The organism is Streptomyces chengmaiensis, from assembly GCF_029846775.1.
Taxonomy (GTDB): Bacteria; Actinomycetota; Actinomycetes; order Streptomycetales; family Streptomycetaceae; genus Streptomyces; species Streptomyces chengmaiensis.
Genome location: NZ_JARWBG010000027.1, coordinates 23,188 through 38,770, shown reverse-complemented (window position 1 = coordinate 38,770; position 15,583 = coordinate 23,188). Strand labels below are relative to the sequence as shown.

Genomic DNA, 15,583 nt, shown 5'->3' with positions numbered 1-15,583 from the left:
CGCACTCTTCCTCTTGGCATACCGACCGGTTAGTCTGTCGCTGGAAGCAGACGCGGGCGATGAGGAAGGACGGGCCGTGATGAGCAGGGTGCAGGGCGCCAGGGTCGTGGTCACGGGCGCGGGAGGCGGCATCGGCGCGGCGCTCGCCCGCAGGTTCGCGGCCGAAGGAGCGCATGTCGTGGTCAACGACCTCGACCCGGAGCGCGTCAAGGCCGTCGCCGACGAGACGGGCGCACTCGCCGTCCCCGGCGACGCCTCGCACATCGTCGAGGAGGCCCGCGAGGCCCTCGGCGGAACCGTCGACGTCTACTGCGCCAACGCGGGACTCTCCTCCGCGGGCGACGCCTTCGCCGGCGAAGACACCTGGGCGGCGGCCTGGGACGTCAACGTGATGGCGCATGTGCGCGCCGCCCGCACGCTGCTGCCCGACTGGCTGGAGCGCGGCGGCGGGCGCTTCGTCTCCACCGTCTCCGCGGCCGGGCTGCTCACCATGGTGGGCGCCGCCCCCTACAGCGTGTCAAAGCACGGCGCCTACGCCTTCGCGGAGTGGCTCTCCCTCACCTACCGCCACCGCGGGATCAAGGTGCACGCCATCTGCCCGCAGGGTGTGCGCACCGATATGCTCACCGCCGCCGGATCGGCCGGCGAGCTCGTTCTCGCGCCCACCGCGATCGAACCGGAGGACGTGGCCGACGCCCTGTTCGAAGGCATCGAGGCTGACCGCTTTCTGATTCTGCCCCACCCCGAGGTCGCCGGATACTACGAGAACCGTGCGACCGACCCGGACCGCTGGCTCACCGCGATGAACCAGATCCAGCAGAAGTGGGAAGAGACGCTGACGGATGGGAAGATTCCCGGGCGGGAACCAGGTTTCCGTCGGTAAGCACAGCGAACGGACACTCGACGAAAGGCAGGTAGCGGCAATGGCGACAGCCAGGACGACGGACGGGAGCGGCGCCCCGGTCCCGCAGAGGCTGCTGGCCACCGCCACCCGGCTCTTCGCCGAACAGGGCTACGACCGCACCTCAGTCCAGGAGATCGTCGAGGCCGCGGGCGTCACCAAGGGCGCGCTCTACCACTACTTCGGCTCCAAGGAGGACCTCCTCCACGAGGTCTACGCCCGTATGCTGCGCCTCCAGCAGGAGCGGCTGGACGCCTTCGCCGGCGCCGACGAGCCGGTGGAGGCGCGGCTGCGCGCGGCCGCGGCGGACGTCGTCGTCACCACCATCGCCAACCTCGACGACGCCGCGATCTTCTTCCGCTCCATGCACCATCTGAGCCCCGAGAAGCACAAGCAGGTGCGCGCGGAGCGCCGCCGCTACCACGAGCGGTTCCGGGCGCTGATCGAGGAGGGCCAGCAGAGCGGGGTGTTCTCTTCCGCCACACCGGCGGACCTGGTCGTCGACTACCACTTCGGCTCCGTCCACCACCTCTCCACCTGGTACCGTCCCGACGGTCCGCTGAGCGCCCGGCAGGTGGCGGACCATCTGGCGGACCTGCTGATGAGGGCGCTGCGCCCGTAGCGCCGGTCAGTCGGGAGTGCCGGTCAGTCGGGCCGGCGCAGTCCTGCGACCAGCAGCGCGACGAGTCGCCGCGCGTCGTAGCGGGCGTCGCTCTCGGCGCCGATGCAGAGGTTTCCGATGCCGCGCATGAGCTGGTAGGCGTCGAGGCCGGGGCGGATCTCGCCGGCGGCGGCCGCGGCGTCGAGGAGCCGGGTGCACACCGGCAGCAGGCGGTCGAGGAAGTAGGCGTGCAGCGTCTCGAAGCCGGCGTTGTCGTTCTGCAGCGCTGCCGCGAGTCCGTGCTTGGTGACCAGGAAGTCGACGAAGAGGTCGACCCACCGCCCGAGGGCGGCGTGAGGTGTCGGGCCGGCCGCCAGCAGCGCCGGTCCGGCCTCGGCGCAGGCGTCGACCTGATGGCGGTAGACGGCGATGACAAGGTCGGCCCGGGTGGGGAAGTGGCGGTAGATCGTCCCCATCCCGACGCCGGCCTTGGCCGCGATGTCGCGCACCGGCGCGTCCACGCCCGAGGCGACGAAGACCGCGGCGGCCGCGTCCAGCAGGGTCTGCTGGTTGCGCCGGGCGTCCTTGCGCTTTGATCCGGCGGAGCTCCCGGTGCTCCGGCCGCTGTCGTTCACCGCGACGTTCCTTCCATGAGCCGGCTGTGCGGAAGAGCGCCGGCATCGATACCGGAGCGAGGTTCCGATTCGCTCATGATGGCAGACCGGTGACCGGCGGCCAAGCGGCGTCGACGCGGCCGCGCATGACAGTCGCGGCGCCGGCCGCCGCCGTGCCGGGTCTCGACGGTCGGCGGCGCCCGGCGGTGCCCGCCGACGAAGGAACGTGTGCGCGGGGCGGCGCGCCAGGGGCGAAGTCCGCCGGGAGGGGGACTTCGGACCCGCCCTTCCGGATCAGGGGCTAGGGGCTAGGCGTACCGCTTCAGCTCCCGCCGTGCCAGCGACCTCTGGTGCACCTCGTCCGGCCCGTCCGCCAACCTCAGCGTCCTCGCCGCCGCCCACAGCTCCGCCAGCGGGAAGTCCTGGCTCACCCCGCCCGCGCCGTGCACCTGCACCGCCTTGTCGAGGATGTCCACCACGGCACGGGGTGTGGCGATCTTGATGGCCTGGATCTCGGTGTGCGCGCCCCGGTTGCCGACCGTGTCCATCAGCCAGGCCGTCTTCAGCACCAGCAGCCGGAGCTGCTCGATCGTCACGCGGGCGTCGGCGATCCAGTTCTGGACGACGCCCTGCCGGGCGAGCTGCTTGCCGAAGGCCGTACGGGACACCGCCCTGCGGCACATCAGTTCAACGGCCCGCTCGGCCATGCCGATCAGCCGCATGCAGTGGTGGATGCGGCCCGGTCCCAGCCGGGCCTGGGCGATGGCGAAGCCGCCGCCCTCCTCGCCGACGAGGAAGGACGCCGGCACCCGCGCCCCGTCGAAGACGACCTCGGCGTGACCCCCGTGGGAGTGGTCCTCGTACCCGTACACCTGCATGGCCCGGCGGACCTCGACGCCCGGCGTGTCCCGCGGGATCAGGACCATCGACTGCTGACGCCGGATGTCGGCGCCGTCCGGGTCGGTCTTGCCCATCACGATGAAGACCCGGCAGTCGGGGTTCATCGCCCCGGAGATGTACCACTTGCGGCCGGTGACGACGTACTCGTCGCCGTCGCGCTCGATCCGCGTCTCGATGTTCACGGCGTCCGAGGAGGCCACCTCCGGCTCCGTCATCGCGAACGCCGAGCGGATGTCACCGGCCAGCAACGGCTCCAGCCACCGCTTCTTCTGCTCCTCGCTGCCGAACTGCGCGAGCAGCTCCATGTTCCCCGTGTCCGGTGCCGCGCAGTTCAGCGCGGCGGGCGCCAGATGCGGGCTGCGGCCGGTGATTTCGGCGAGCGGCGCGTACTGGAGGTTGGTCAGCCCCGCCCCGTACTCCGCGTCGGGGAGGAACAGGTTCCACAGCCCCTGCCTGCGGGCCTCGGCCTTCAGCTGCGCCATGACGGCCGGGGTGTCCCAGGGCGACGCGAGCGCGGCGCGCTGCTCCCGCTCGACCTCCTCGGCCGGGTGGACGTGCTCGTCCATGAAGGCGAGCAGCCTGCCGCGCAGGTCCTCGGTACGTGCGTCGAATGCGAAGTCCATGAGGTCGTCTCAGCCTTCCTGGAGGGTGGTCAGTCCGTGTTCGATGAAGACGGGGACGAGTTCGCCGATCCTGTCGAAGCCCGCCCCGACGGTCTGGCCGAGGGTGTAGCGATAGTGGATGCCCTCGAGGATCACGGCGAGCTTGAACCAGGCGAAGGCCGTGTACCACGCCACCGCGGAGGTGTCGCGGCCGGAACGCGTGGCGTACCGCTCGATCAGCTCGGCGGGCGAGGGGTGCCCCGGGGCTTCCGCGGTCGTGCTCACGGGTGAGGAGGCCAGTTCCAGCGGCGTGCTGTACATCGCCAGCAGCCCGAGATCGGTGAGCGGGTCCCCGAGCGTCGACATCTCCCAGTCCAGCACCGCGGTGATCCGGTCGTCCTCGTCGATGAGGACGTTGTCGAGCCGGTAGTCGCCGTGGATCACGGTGGGCGCGGGGGAGCGGGGGAGGGTCCGGCCGAGCGCCGCGTGCAGCTCGTCGATGCCCGGCAGCTCCCGGTTGCGGGAGGCGTCGAGCTGCTTGCCCCAGCGGCGCAGCTGTCGGTCGAGGAAGCCGTCGGGCCGGCCGAAGTCGCCCAGGCCGACGGCCTCGGGATCGACCGCATGCAGCTCCACCAGGGTGTCGACCAGCCGGAACACCGCGTCCCTGGTGCGATCCGGGCCCAGCGGGGCCAGCTGCTGCGCGGTGCGGTAGGGCGTGCCGGCCACGAACTCCATGACGTAGAACGGCGCGCCGAGCACGGATGTGTCCTCGCAGAGCAGCACCGGCGCGGGCACCGGCACGGGCGTTTGGTGCAGCGCGCTGATCACCCGGTGCTCGCGCTTCATGTCGTGGGCGGTGGCGAGCACATGCCCGAGCGGGGGCCGCCGGACCACCCACCGGCTCGTCCCGTCCGTAACGGCGTAGGTGAGGTTGGACCGGCCCCCCTGCACCAGCTGCGCGGTGAGCGGCCCTCCCACCAGTCCGGGCCGCTCACGGTCCAGCACCTGCCGGAGCTCCTCGGGGTCGAGGCCGGGGTGATGGGGCGCGGAGCTCATACGCGTACCTCCGATGCGGTGCGGGTGGACGGCCGACAGATCCCGACCATGATGACCGACCAGTCGGTATGTCGTCCAGAGGGGTCCCGCAGAGGAAGACGGACCGCTCCTGCGGCGCGGGTGAGAGCGATCTCGCCGCCGGCCCGGCCGGGCTACGCGTGGCAGGCCACCGGCGCTCCGCCGTTCATCGTCGTCATGTCCCCGAACGCCGCCGCCAGATCCAGCGGGGACCCCTCCGGCGCGCCCTCGAGCTCCGCGTACGCCCGGTGCAGATTCGCCACCAGGCGCTCGCTCTCCTGCAGCGCGGCGAAGGCCCCGAGGTCTGCGGCGCGGGCCGTCTGAAGCGGGCTGAGCCCCTTTGCCCGGCCCTGCTCGGCCAGACCGGCCACGAACCGCAGATAGCGTTCGGTCGCGTCGTAGGCGGACGGGTCCGTCACCGGGCCGTGGCCCGGGACCACGATGTCCGCGTCCAGCGAGCGCAGCACGTCCAGCGCGCGCAGCGACCCGCTCAGCGAGCCTGCCGGCACGAAGGGGGTGCCGCCCTGGAAGACCAGGTCGCCGGTGAAGACGATCCGCTGGCGGGGCAGGTGCACCAGGGTGTCGCCGCGGGTGTGCGCAGGCCCGCCGGGGTGGATGAGATGCACTTCGACGTCGCCTGCGTGCAGGATCAGGCGATCGCGGTAGGTCACGGACGGAACGGTGATGCGGATGTCGCCGAAGTCGTTCTGCGGCCAGAACAGATGCAGCTGACGGCCCGCCGCCAGCGCCTCGCTCCGGCAGGCCTCATGGCCGACGACGACCGCGGCGTCCGTGAAGACGCCGTTGCCGTACGTATGGTCGCCGTGGTGGTGAGTGTTGATCACGGTGCGCGGCAGCGGCACGCCGCTCGCCAGCACCGCCTCGCGCAGCGCCCGCGCCCTCCGCTCGGTGGCGGCGGTGTCCACGAGCACGGTCGTCTCCCCGTCGCTGACGAACCCCGCGTTGTTCAGGCACCAGCCGCCGTCGGGCTGGACATAGGCGAAGACCTGCGCGTCCTGCCGGGCGTCGGGCGTGAGCCGGACGGTGTACGGGTCTGCGGCGGGCATGGCGGTCCCCCGGGGTGTCGTCAGTGAACTGGCCGGTCAAGACTGCCAGTCGGCGCAACCCCGAGGGAAGGCGGGCTTCCGGCGGGCGGGCAGCCCGGTGCCGGCCCGTTCGCGCCCGCGTCGGTCCGTCCGCCCCCGCGTCGGCGGTGCTGTGGGGCAGCCGGGGCGTCAGTGGTCGTCCCAGTGTCCGTGGTGTGCGGCGTGCCGGTGCCCGTCGTGGACGTAGTCCACATGATCGCCGTGCACCACGGCCGGATGGCCGCACCCGTCGCCGTGCTCATGGGCGTGCCCGCTGTGCTCGACGTGCTCGCCGGGCTCGCACTCGTCCCAGTGCCCGGCGTGCGCCCGGTGGAGATGCCCGTCGTGGGCGTAGTCGACATGGTCGCCGTGCGGGACCTCGGGGTGGCCGCATCTGGGGCCGTGGGCGTGCTCATGGGCGTCGTGTTCATGGTGCAGAACGGTCATAGCCCTCACCTTGCTGAGAATGGTGATGTTCTGTGTCAATCAAGGCTAGTCGCCCTGCGTTGTGTCGGCCGGACGAAGGCCCGCCCCGGTGAACCCCCTGCCCGCGCGCGCCCCGCCGCCATGCCCCCGGCCGGTGCGGCGACCCGCCTGCGCCGCAGGACGGGCCGTGCTGTCTCGTCGGTGCCGGCCGGCTGAGTCTGGGTCGGCCCTCCCGGATGCGCCGCCCCGCCGCCATGCCCCCGGCCGGTGCGGCGACCCGCCTGCGCCGCAGGGCGAGCTGTGGCGTCTGGTCGGTGCCGGCCGGCTGAGTCTGGGTCGGCCCTCCCGGATGCGCCGCCCCGCCGCTTGACCTCGGTCGGCAACCGCCATGTGCGCCGACCTCGGGCCGGCTGCCATGGAGGCCGGCCGCGGAACCCTGGCGCGGCAGGGCACGAATGGGGCGCCGGTCACCTCGCCGACGGCCGTGCCCGCGTGTTCGCGCGGCGGCAGCGGCACAGGGGCGCGATCAGCCGATCACGGCCATCAGGCATCCGGCCAGGGCCAGCCCCAACACGCATCCCGTCGCGGCGAGCGCCGCCCGGTGCGAGAGGGCGGCTGGGCGCGGTGGGGCCGTCGACCGCATCCGGCGGTGGGCCACCGCGAGGAAGCAGAGCCACACCGCTGCCGTCACGGCGGCCGCCGCACCGCCGACGGCCGCAGGGTCCGACCGGAGCGCGCCCCTGCCCGCAAGTACGGCGACGACCGTGCAGGTCAGCGTGGTGCGCCGCCAGGCCAGCCGGGTCCTTTCCGGCTGTAGCCCGGGGTCGCGCGCGGGTGCCGGGCCGTCGCCCGGCCCCCGTCCGCTCACCCCGCGCCCTCCCACGCCACCACCGCGGCCATCGTCAGCGACACCACCCCGACGGCCAGGGCCAGCAGCACGGGAAAGCGCGACACCGGCAGGTCCTCGCCGCGGCGCATCGCGCGCTCACAGCGCACCCAGTGATTGACAGCCCGCACCGCGCAGAGCACGCCCGCGCCGATCAGGGCGAGCGCCAGACCCACCCGTACGCCCCAGCGCAGGTCCGGCAGGAACTGGTCGACCGCGAAGCCGCCGCCGACCAGCGCCAGCGCCGTCCGCAGCCAGGCCAGAAAGGTGCGCTCGTTGGCGAGTGAGAAGCGGTAGTCGGGGGTGTCGCCCTCCTCGCTGATGCGCCGGGGCGCGAACCACAGCCGCAGGCCCTGTAGGAAGTCACTCACGCTCGCACCCTACGCACCTTACGCACGCTCCGCCGTCCCGCCCCTGCCGCGGGTCCCGCCCCCGCCGCTCCCGCCCGCACCACCCGCGGATCCGCCGGACCGGAACGCCTTGAGCCGCTCGTACGCCGCCAGCCCGTCCGGCACCCACGTCCACTCGCCGATCCGCCGTTCCAGCTCCTCCTCCGGAAGAAAGGCGTGCCAGGCGACCTCCTCCGCCTGGGGCCGCACGGGCAACTCGCAGCGCACCTCGTACACATACGACCACCAGCTCTGCCGAGGGCTGCCCCCTCCCTCGTACAGGAACTTGAACAGCGGCTCCGGAGCGGGCAGCCCCGAGACCCCCAGCTCCTCCTCCGCCTCGCGCAGCGCCGCCTCGCCGTAGCTCTCGCCCGCACCCACGACGCCGCCGACGAACATGTCGTACAAGGAGGGGAACACCAGCTTCCCCGGTGTGCGGCGATGCACGAAGACGCGTCCCTGCGCGTCCTTCGCCTGGATGAACACACAGCGGTGGCGCAGCCCCCGGGCATACGCCTCCCCGCGCGGGGCCTGCCCCACCACCCGGTCGGCGGCGTCGACGACGTCCAGGATCTCGTCAGCAGAACTCATGCGGACAGCATGCCCCGTCACACCTGTTGACTCGTTACTGGCGCGTACGGAAGATCGGACCACTTGCCCGGGCCCGCGGGCGACGACGAGCCGACGAGGGTGGAGCCATGGCGTACGACGCTGATGTGATCGTGATCGGGGCGGGGCTCGCCGGGCTGGCCGCCACGGCGGAGCTCGTCGACGCCGGACGCACCGTCATCCTGCTGGACCAGGAGCCCGAGCAGTCCCTCGGCGGACAGGCCCACTGGTCCTTCGGCGGGCTCTTCCTCGTCGACTCGCCCGAGCAGCGCAGGATGCGCGTCCGCGACAGCCAGGCTCTCGCCCTCCAGGACTGGCTCGGCACGGCCGGCTTTGACCGCGACGAGGACCACTGGCCCCGGCAGTGGGCGGAGGCATACGTCGACTTCGCCTCCGGGGAGAAACGGGCCTGGCTGCGCGCTCAGGGCGTGCGCTTCTTCCCCGTCGTCGGCTGGGCTGAGCGCGGCGGCTACGGCGCGCGAGGCCACGGCAACTCCGTGCCCCGCTTCCACATCACCTGGGGCACGGGCCCGGGCCTCGTCGCCCCCTTCGAGCGCAGGGTCCGCGAGGGCGCCGCCCGCGGTCGGGTCACTCTGCGCTTCCGGCACCGCGTCACCGGCCTCGGCGGCAGCGGGGGCGTGCTGGACACCGTCAGCGGCGAGGTCCTGGAGGAGTCGTCCGCGCCGCGCGGCGCCGCCAGCAGCCGGGAGGTGGCGGGCGCCTTCGAATACCGCGCCCAAGCGGTGATCATCTGCTCGGGCGGCATCGGCGGCAACCACGACCTCGTCCGCGCCCAGTGGCCCGAGCGGCTCGGCACCCCGCCCAAGAGAATGCTCTCCGGCGTCCCCGCCCATGTCGACGGGCTGATGCTGGGCATAGCCGAGCGCGCCGGCGCCAGCCACATCAACCGCGACCGCATGTGGCACTACACCGAGGGCATCGAGAACTGGAACCCGATCTGGGCCCGCCACGGCATCCGCATACTGCCCGGCCCCTCCTCCCTCTGGCTCGACGCCCGCGGCCGCCGACTGCCCGTGCCGCTCTTCCCCGGCTTCGACACCCTCGGCACGCTCGAACACATCATGCGGTCCGGCCATGACCACACCTGGTTCGTCCTCGACCAGAAGATCATCGGCAAGGAGTTCGCCCTCTCCGGCTCCGAGCAGAACCCCGATCTGACGGGGAAGTCGGTGCGCGGCGTCATCGGCCGCGCCCGCGCCGAAGTGCCCGGCCCGGTCAGGGCGTTCATGGACCAGGGTGTCGACTTCGTCGTGGCGCACGACCTGCCCGCCCTGGCGCGCGGCATGAACTCCCTGACCAAGGAGCGGCTCATCGACGAGGACGACCTGAGGCGCGAGATCGTCGCCCGGGACCGGGAGATCGCGAACCCGTTCACCAAAGACCTCCAGGTGACCGCCGTCCGCGGCGCCCGCCACTACCTCGGCGACCGGCTGATCCGCACCGCGGCCCCGCACCGCATCCTGGACCCCAAGGCCGGACCGCTCATCGCCGTACGGCTGAACATCCTCACCCGCAAGTCCCTCGGCGGCCTGGAGACCGATCTGTCCTCGCGGCTCCTCGACGGCGGCGGCGAGGTGCTGCCGGGACTGTATGCGGCGGGCGAGGCGGCCGGCTTTGGCGGCGGCGGCGTCCACGGCTACCGGTCCCTGGAAGGCACCTTCCTGGGCGGCTGCCTCTTCTCCGGCCGTACGGCGGGCCGCGCCGCCGCGAAGGCGGTTGCATGACGCCGCCCGGCCGTGACGAGGTATGACGGAAGTCTGACGTCTTCCGTCCCTCCCTGGCCTACACGGCCCGAGGGTGTTCGAATCGAGGCGTGAGCAGACACCACCCCGACGCCGCGGGCGCGCCCATGGGACGCCGCATCGTGCTGTCGATGCTCGGCCTGGGCGCGGCCGGAGTCGTCGCAGCGCCGCAGCTCCAGCGCGGCCTTGAGGCCTTCCTGGGCGCGGCGGCCGACAAGGACCCCACCGGACTGACCGAACTCCTCCCCAACGGCGGAGGGTTCCGCTACTACTCCGTCGTCTCCTCGGTGCCCCGCAAGGACGAGTCGAGCTACCGGCTGACCGTCGACGGACTGGTCGACCGCCCGGCGACGTACACCCTCGACCAGCTGCGCGCGCTGCCGCAGACCCGGACCGTACGGGACGTCCAGTGCGTCACCGGCTGGCGCGTGCCGCAGACGCCGTTCTCCGGGGTGAAGCTGTCGGCGCTGCTGGACGCGGCGGGCGTACGGCCCGAGGGCAAGGCGATCCGCTTCACCTGCTTCGACGGCGTCTACAACGAAAGCCTCACCCTGTCGCAGGCCCGCCGGGACGACGTCCTGGTGGCGCTCCGGATGCAGGACAAGCCGGTCAGCCACTCCCACGGCGGCCCCGTCCGGCTCTATGTGGCGCCGATGTACTTCTACAAGTCGGCGAAATGGCTCTCCGGGATCACCGTCACATCCGACGTCCGGCCCGGCTACTGGGAGGAGCGAGGCTATGACGTCGACGCCTGGGTCGGCCGTTCCAACGGCCGCACCGACGCCCCCACCGTCTGAACGGCCGGAAAACGAAGGGAAGCTACGGCGGTTCAGCCGGGCGGAGCGCTGGGTGCACCGCACCACGGCCGCGCTGATGCTGCTGTGCATCGCCACCGCGGCCGCCCTGTATGTGCCGCAGCTCGCCGAACTCGTCGGCCGCCGCCCCCTGGTGGTCACCCTCCACCAGTGGTCGGGCCTGCTGACGCCCGCGCCGTTCCTGCTGGGACTCGCCTCACCCGCCTTCCGCGCCGATCTGCGCCGGCTCAACCGCTTCGGGGCGCATGACCGGACCTGGCTGCGCGCAGCACGGCGGCGCGACCGCAGCCCGGAGTCCCGGCCCGCGGGGAAGTTCAACGCCGGACAGAAGGTCTATGCGAGCTGGATCGCCGGCGCGGTGCTGGTGATGCTCGCCACCGGGCTGATGATGTGGTTCACCTCGCTCACGCCGCTGGTGTGGCGCACGAGCGCGACCTTCGTCCACGACTGGCTCGCGCTCGCCGTGGGCATCGTCGTCGCCGGCCATGTCGCCAAGGCCCTCGCGGACCCCGAAGCGCGCCGGGGGATGCGGACGGGGTGGGTCGAGCGCGGGTGGGCGCGCAGGGAGCACGCGCTGTGGACGGCGGACGAGACGGACGACGCCTGAGGACGGACGGGGGAAACACCTCAGCGTGCGAGCGCCCGCACCGCCCGCACCACGACCTCCTCCGGCGTCCCCGACACCTCAACCGCCACGCCTGCCTCATCGCCCTCCAGCGGCTCCAACGCCGCGAACTGCGAATCCAGCAGCGCCACCGTCATGAAGTGCCCCCGGCGCGCCGCCGTCCGCGCCTCGACGAGCGCACGCTCCCCGCCACGCCCATCACGGCCACCACGTCGCCGTTTGAGCCCACTGCCATGGATACGACCGTACGGGATGCCGCCAGAAGGCCGAAAATCCCCTCCCGGCCCCAACGGACGGCCGACAATCGACGGGATCCGTCGGCCGTTGAGGAAGGGCAGGTTCTGCGATGCCGCAGCAGGTGCAAGGCGTGGTCGCCCCGGGCAGGGACGAGCCGGTGCGAGTCGAGACGATCACCGTGCCGGACCCGGGGCCGGGAGAGGCCGTGGTCCGGGTGCAGGCCTGCGGTGTCTGCCACACCGATCTGCACTACAAACAGGGCGGCATCAACGACGACTTCCCTTTCCTCCTCGGCCATGAGGCCGCGGGCGTGGTGGAGTCCGTCGGCGACGGGGTGACGGATGTGGTGCCCGGCGACTTCGTGGTCCTCAACTGGCGTGCCGTGTGCGGGCGCTGCCGCGCCTGTCTGCGCGGACGCCCCTGGTACTGCTTCGACACCCACAACGCCCGGCAGAAGATGACTCTCGGCGACGGCACGGAGCTCTCACCGGCGCTCGGCATCGGCGCGTTCGCCGAGAAGACCCTCGTCGCCGCGGGCCAGTGCACCAAGGTGGACCCGGCCGTCGCGCCCTCCGTGGCCGGACTGCTCGGCTGCGGCGTCATGGCGGGCATCGGCGCCGCCGTCAACACCGGCCAGGTCGGCCGCGGCGACACCGTGGCCGTCATCGGCTGCGGCGGCGTCGGGGACGCGGCGATCGTCGGCGCGCGGCTGGCGGGCGCGGCGAAGGTGATCGCCGTGGACGTCGACGCCCGCAAACTGGACATCGCACGGACGATGGGCGCCACTCACACCGTGGACTCCCGCACCGCGGATCCCGTCGAGGCCATCCGCGAAATCACCGGCGGCTTCGGCGCGGACGTCGTCATCGAGGCCGTCGGCCGCCCGGAGACGTACAAACAGGCCTTCTACGCCCGCGATCTGGCGGGCACCGTCGTCCTGGTCGGCGTCCCCACGCCCGACATGACGCTGGAACTGCCCCTGCTGGACGTGTTCGGCCGCGGCGGAGCGCTCAAGTCGTCCTGGTACGGCGACTGTCTGCCCTCCCGTGACTTCCCCATGCTGATCGATCTCCATCAGCAGGGCCGTATCGATCTCGCCGCCTTCGTCACCGAGACCATCTCACTGGGCGAGGTGGAGAAGGCGTTCGCCCGGATGCACGAGGGAGACGTGCTGCGCTCGGTGGTGGTCCTCTGATGGCAATCCGCATCGACCGGCTCGTCACCGCGGGCGTCTTCACCCTCGACGGCGGCCGCAGGCGCACGGATACGCGCACGGATACGCGCACGGGCAGGGCCGGGCCCCGTCCGAGGCATTCCCGGTCGCCAAGCCCGAAGTGGTAGAACGGGAAACATGAAGCAAAGCCGCACCAAGGGGCTTTTCGGGCGAATACGCTCGATCCCCGGTGTGCGCACCGTCGCCGGTCAGGTGTTCGTGCTGCAGATCGCGATCGTGCTGCTCCTCGTGGTCGCGGCCGTCGTCGCCCTGCTGCTGCAGTCCCGGAACGACGTCAACATGGCGGCCCGCGACCGCTCCGTGGCCGTAGCCGAGACGTTCGCGCAGTCGCCGGGCATCCAGACCGCCCTGAAGAGCCCCGACCCGACCCAGGTGCTCCAGCCGATCGCCGACAACGTGGTCAGGACCGCCAACGTCGACTTCCTCGTGGTGACGGACACGAACGCGATCCGCTACACCCACCCCATCCCGGACCGCATCGGCAAGCAGTTCGTGGGCAACATCCAGCCCGCCCTGGATGGCGAAGTGGTCGTCGAGTGGATCACCGGCACCATCGGCCCCCTGGTCCAGGCCATTGTTCCGGTCACCGAGGACGACGGCACCGTCATCGGGACCGTGACGTCCGGGGTCACCGTCGAGAACGTCACCGGCAGGGCGAACGAGCAGCTGCCCGTGGTGGTCGGCGCCGGCGGAGCCGCCCTCGTCCTCGCCACCGGCGGCGCGGCCCTGATCAGCACCCGGCTGCGCCGGCAGACGCACGGCCTCGGCCCGACCGAGATGACGCGGATGTACGACCACCACGACGCCGTGCTGCACGCCGTCCGGGAGGGCGTGATCATCGTCGACGGCGAACGGCGCCTGGTTCTCGTCAACGACGAGGCGCGCCGCCTGCTCGGTCTGCCCCCCGGCGCCGAGGGCCGGCGGGTCGCAGAGTACGACCTGAGCCCGCCCATCGCCGAGTTGCTGGAGTCGGGACGGTCGGTGACCGACGAGGTGTATCCGGCCGGTGACCTGCTGCTGGCCGTCAACCAGCGGGCGACCGGCGAGAGCGGCGGTCCGCCCGGCAGCGTCGCGACCCTGCGTGACACCACCGAACTGCGTGAGCTGTCGGGACGCGCGGACGTGGCCCACGCCAGGCTCCGGTTGCTCTACCAGGCCGGACTGAAGATCGGCAGCACCCTGGACGTGGTGCAGACCGCGGGGGAGCTGACGGATTTCGCCGTCCCCCGGTTCGCGGACTTCGCGACCGTGGATCTGCTGGAGCGGATACTCACGGGCGACGAGCCGATCGCGACGGGGCGGAACTCCTACCCGATGCGGCGCGTCGCCCTCTCCGGAGTCCGCAGTGATCCTCCGATCTACCCGGAAGGATCCTTGATCAACTTTGTTTCCGCGACGCCCCAGGCCACCGGCTTCCACAGGGGCCGGGCGATCCTGGAAGCGGACTTGGGCGCCTATGCGGGCTGGCAGGAGCAGGACCCCGTCCGGGCGCGCAGGATGGTGCACTACGGGCTGCACTCGATGATCAGTGTTCCGCTGCGGGCGAGGGGCGACGTCCTGGGCGTGGTCACGTTCTGGCGCTCTCGGACACCCCAGCCGTTCGACCAGGACGACGTGTCGGTCGCCGAGGAGCTCGTCGCCCGCGCGGCTCTGGCCGTCGACAACGCCCGGCGCTACACCCGGGAACACACGATGGCGGTCACGCTCCAGCGCAGCCTGCTGCCCAGCGTGCTGCCCCAGCAGCGGGCGCTCGACGTGGCGCACCGCTATATGCCGGCCCATGCGGCAGTCGGCGGCGTCGGCGGCGACTGGTTCGACGTCATCCCGCTGTCCGGAGCGCGCGTGGCCATGGTCGTCGGCGACGTCGTCGGCCATGGCCTGCACGCGGCGGCGACGATGGGCCGCCTGCGCACGGCCGTGCACAACTTCGCCGCTCTGGATCTGTCGCCCGACGAGCTGCTGTGGAACCTGGACGAGCTGGTGACCCGCATCGACCAGGACGAGGCCGGCGGCGCGCGGGCGGCGATGACGGGCGCCACCTGCCTGTACATGATCTACGACCCGGTCTCCCGGCGGTGCACCATGGCGCGGGCCGGGCATCTCGAACCGGCGTTGGTGAGCCCCGACGGCGGCGTGGAGTTCCCCGAACTGCCCGGAGGCCCGCCCCTCGGCCTCGGCGGAATGCCCTTCGAGACGACGGAGCTGGAGCTGCCGGAAGGCAGTCGGCTGGTCCTCTTCACCGACGGCCTGATCGAGAGCCGTGAGCGTGACATCGACACGGGACTGGAGCTGCTGCGCCGGGCTCTGGCGACCGCGCCGCCGACACCCGAGGGAACCTGCGGTGCGGTCCTCGACGCCCTGCTGCCCGACCAGCCAACCGACGATGTGGCGCTGCTCGTCGCCCGCACCATGGTGCTGGCCGAGGACCAGGTCGCCGACTGGGACGTGGCATCCGACCCCTCCGCCGTCCGCACGATGCGGGAGGCGGTGACGGAGAAGCTGGCCGCCTGGGGGCTGGACGAGCTGGCGTTCACCACCGAACTGGTCCTCAGCGAGTTGATCACCAATGCGATCCGGTACACCTCCGGTCCCATCAGGGTGCGGCTCATCCGGGACCGTACGCTGATCTGCGAGGTGTGGGACTCCAGCAGCACCTCGCCGCATCTGCGGCACGCGGCGACCATGGACGAGGGCGGCCGTGGGCTGTTCCTGGTCGCGCAGTTCGCCGACCGCTGGGGCACGCGCTACACGGCCGACGGCAAGATCATTTGGGCTGAACAGCCACTGCCCGAGGAGTGAGGGCGACGGGCGTGCCGACAGCG

16 protein-coding genes are annotated in these 15,583 nt (G+C 72.0%); 7 read left to right on the top strand and 9 right to left on the bottom strand.

Annotated features, from left to right (window positions below; genetic code table 11):
• Window positions 1-79: 79 nt before the first annotated feature.
• Both QCN29_RS22240 and QCN29_RS22235 read left to right on the top strand, forming a co-directional pair.
• Window positions 80-883, top strand: a complete 804-nt coding sequence (locus tag QCN29_RS22240; protein WP_279930282.1) for an SDR family oxidoreductase — start codon at window positions 80-82, stop codon at window positions 881-883.
• 40 nt (window positions 884-923) lie between these two features.
• The gene (locus tag QCN29_RS22235) at window positions 924-1,523 is read left to right on the top strand and encodes a TetR/AcrR family transcriptional regulator (RefSeq protein ID WP_279930281.1); all 600 of its coding nucleotides are present in this window, start codon (window positions 924-926) and stop codon (window positions 1,521-1,523) included.
• Between the two features lie 23 nt (window positions 1,524-1,546).
• On the opposite strand, the gene QCN29_RS22230 is transcribed toward QCN29_RS22235, so the two are convergent.
• The 8 genes from QCN29_RS22230 to QCN29_RS22195 all read right to left on the bottom strand — a co-directional run bounded on the left by QCN29_RS22230 (window position 1,547) and on the right by QCN29_RS22195 (window position 8,069).
• On the bottom strand, window positions 1,547-2,137 hold the full coding sequence (locus QCN29_RS22230; protein ID WP_279930280.1) for a TetR/AcrR family transcriptional regulator: 591 nt from the start codon (window positions 2,135-2,137) through the stop codon (window positions 1,547-1,549).
• A gap of 287 nt (window positions 2,138-2,424) precedes the next feature.
• Window positions 2,425-3,639 (bottom strand): acyl-CoA dehydrogenase family protein, encoded by a 1,215-nt coding sequence (locus QCN29_RS22225; RefSeq protein ID WP_279930279.1) that lies wholly within the window; start codon window positions 3,637-3,639, stop codon window positions 2,425-2,427.
• A gap of 9 nt (window positions 3,640-3,648) precedes the next feature.
• Window positions 3,649-4,674 (bottom strand): phosphotransferase family protein, encoded by a 1,026-nt coding sequence (locus QCN29_RS22220; RefSeq protein ID WP_279930277.1) that lies wholly within the window; start codon window positions 4,672-4,674, stop codon window positions 3,649-3,651.
• Window positions 4,675-4,826: 152 nt separating this feature from the next.
• A complete protein-coding gene (locus QCN29_RS22215; protein ID WP_279930275.1) occupies window positions 4,827-5,759 on the bottom strand; it encodes an MBL fold metallo-hydrolase in 933 nt (310 codons plus the stop codon).
• 168 nt (window positions 5,760-5,927) lie between these two features.
• Window positions 5,928-6,224, bottom strand: coding sequence for a hypothetical protein (locus QCN29_RS22210; protein WP_279930274.1), 297 nt, complete (start codon window positions 6,222-6,224; stop codon window positions 5,928-5,930).
• Between the two features lie 505 nt (window positions 6,225-6,729).
• The gene (locus QCN29_RS22205) at window positions 6,730-7,071 is read right to left on the bottom strand and encodes a DUF202 domain-containing protein (protein ID WP_240136560.1); all 342 of its coding nucleotides are present in this window, start codon (window positions 7,069-7,071) and stop codon (window positions 6,730-6,732) included.
• Window positions 7,068-7,460: a YidH family protein gene (locus QCN29_RS22200; protein ID WP_240136561.1), complete on the bottom strand. Its 393-nt coding sequence runs from the start codon at window positions 7,458-7,460 to the stop codon at window positions 7,068-7,070. Before QCN29_RS22200 ends, QCN29_RS22205 begins: the two co-directional genes overlap by 4 nt.
• A gap of 18 nt (window positions 7,461-7,478) precedes the next feature.
• The gene (locus QCN29_RS22195; protein ID WP_279930273.1) at window positions 7,479-8,069 is read right to left on the bottom strand and encodes an NUDIX domain-containing protein; all 591 of its coding nucleotides are present in this window, start codon (window positions 8,067-8,069) and stop codon (window positions 7,479-7,481) included.
• 107 nt (window positions 8,070-8,176) lie between these two features.
• On the opposite strand from QCN29_RS22195, the gene QCN29_RS22190 reads away from it, so the two are divergent.
• The 3 genes from QCN29_RS22190 (at window position 8,177) to QCN29_RS22180 (ending at window position 11,272) form a co-directional block, all read left to right on the top strand.
• On the top strand, window positions 8,177-9,832 hold the full coding sequence (locus QCN29_RS22190) for an FAD-binding dehydrogenase (protein WP_279930271.1): 1,656 nt from the start codon (window positions 8,177-8,179) through the stop codon (window positions 9,830-9,832).
• Between the two features lie 125 nt (window positions 9,833-9,957).
• The gene (locus QCN29_RS22185; protein ID WP_279930347.1) at window positions 9,958-10,647 is read left to right on the top strand and encodes a molybdopterin-dependent oxidoreductase; all 690 of its coding nucleotides are present in this window, start codon (window positions 9,958-9,960) and stop codon (window positions 10,645-10,647) included.
• Window positions 10,589-11,272 carry a cytochrome b/b6 domain-containing protein gene (locus QCN29_RS22180; RefSeq protein ID WP_279930270.1) on the top strand — a complete coding sequence of 228 codons (684 nt, stop codon included), beginning with the start codon at window positions 10,589-10,591 and terminating at the stop codon, window positions 11,270-11,272. Before QCN29_RS22185 ends, QCN29_RS22180 begins: the two co-directional genes overlap by 59 nt.
• A 20-nt stretch (window positions 11,273-11,292) precedes the next feature.
• Here the strand turns inward: QCN29_RS22180 and QCN29_RS37155 are convergent, their stop codons facing one another.
• The gene (locus QCN29_RS37155; protein WP_398859705.1) at window positions 11,293-11,628 is read right to left on the bottom strand and encodes a hypothetical protein; all 336 of its coding nucleotides are present in this window, start codon (window positions 11,626-11,628) and stop codon (window positions 11,293-11,295) included.
• A gap of 8 nt (window positions 11,629-11,636) precedes the next feature.
• On the opposite strand from QCN29_RS37155, the gene QCN29_RS22170 reads away from it, so the two are divergent.
• A complete protein-coding gene (locus tag QCN29_RS22170) occupies window positions 11,637-12,722 on the top strand; it encodes an S-(hydroxymethyl)mycothiol dehydrogenase (RefSeq protein ID WP_279930269.1) in 1,086 nt (361 codons plus the stop codon).
• A 156-nt stretch (window positions 12,723-12,878) separates the two neighbouring features.
• On the top strand, window positions 12,879-15,560 hold the full coding sequence (locus QCN29_RS22165; protein WP_279930268.1) for a SpoIIE family protein phosphatase/ATP-binding protein: 2,682 nt from the start codon (window positions 12,879-12,881) through the stop codon (window positions 15,558-15,560).
• Window positions 15,561-15,583 lie beyond the last annotated feature (23 nt).

What these genes read in the sequence shown, in the direction of transcription:
- QCN29_RS22240 (WP_279930282.1), top strand. Translation starts at nt 80, where the DNA reads ATGAGCAGGGTGCAGGGCGCCAGGGTCGTGGTCACGGGCGCGGGAGGC.
- QCN29_RS22210 (WP_279930274.1), bottom strand. Translation starts at nt 6,224, where the DNA reads ATGACCGTTCTGCACCATGAACACGACGCCCATGAGCACGCCCACGGC.
- QCN29_RS22180 (WP_279930270.1), top strand. Translation starts at nt 10,589, where the DNA reads ATGACGTCGACGCCTGGGTCGGCCGTTCCAACGGCCGCACCGACGCCC.
- QCN29_RS22235 (WP_279930281.1), top strand. Translation starts at nt 924, where the DNA reads ATGGCGACAGCCAGGACGACGGACGGGAGCGGCGCCCCGGTCCCGCAG.
- QCN29_RS22170 (WP_279930269.1), top strand. Translation starts at nt 11,637, where the DNA reads ATGCCGCAGCAGGTGCAAGGCGTGGTCGCCCCGGGCAGGGACGAGCCG.
- QCN29_RS22185 (WP_279930347.1), top strand. Translation starts at nt 9,958, where the DNA reads ATGGGACGCCGCATCGTGCTGTCGATGCTCGGCCTGGGCGCGGCCGGA.
- QCN29_RS22195 (WP_279930273.1), bottom strand. Translation starts at nt 8,069, where the DNA reads ATGAGTTCTGCTGACGAGATCCTGGACGTCGTCGACGCCGCCGACCGG.
- QCN29_RS22165 (WP_279930268.1), top strand. Translation starts at nt 12,879, where the DNA reads ATGAAGCAAAGCCGCACCAAGGGGCTTTTCGGGCGAATACGCTCGATC.
- QCN29_RS22190 (WP_279930271.1), top strand. Translation starts at nt 8,177, where the DNA reads ATGGCGTACGACGCTGATGTGATCGTGATCGGGGCGGGGCTCGCCGGG.
- QCN29_RS22225 (WP_279930279.1), bottom strand. Translation starts at nt 3,639, where the DNA reads ATGGACTTCGCATTCGACGCACGTACCGAGGACCTGCGCGGCAGGCTG.
- QCN29_RS22215 (WP_279930275.1), bottom strand. Translation starts at nt 5,759, where the DNA reads ATGCCCGCCGCAGACCCGTACACCGTCCGGCTCACGCCCGACGCCCGG.
- QCN29_RS22220 (WP_279930277.1), bottom strand. Translation starts at nt 4,674, where the DNA reads ATGAGCTCCGCGCCCCATCACCCCGGCCTCGACCCCGAGGAGCTCCGG.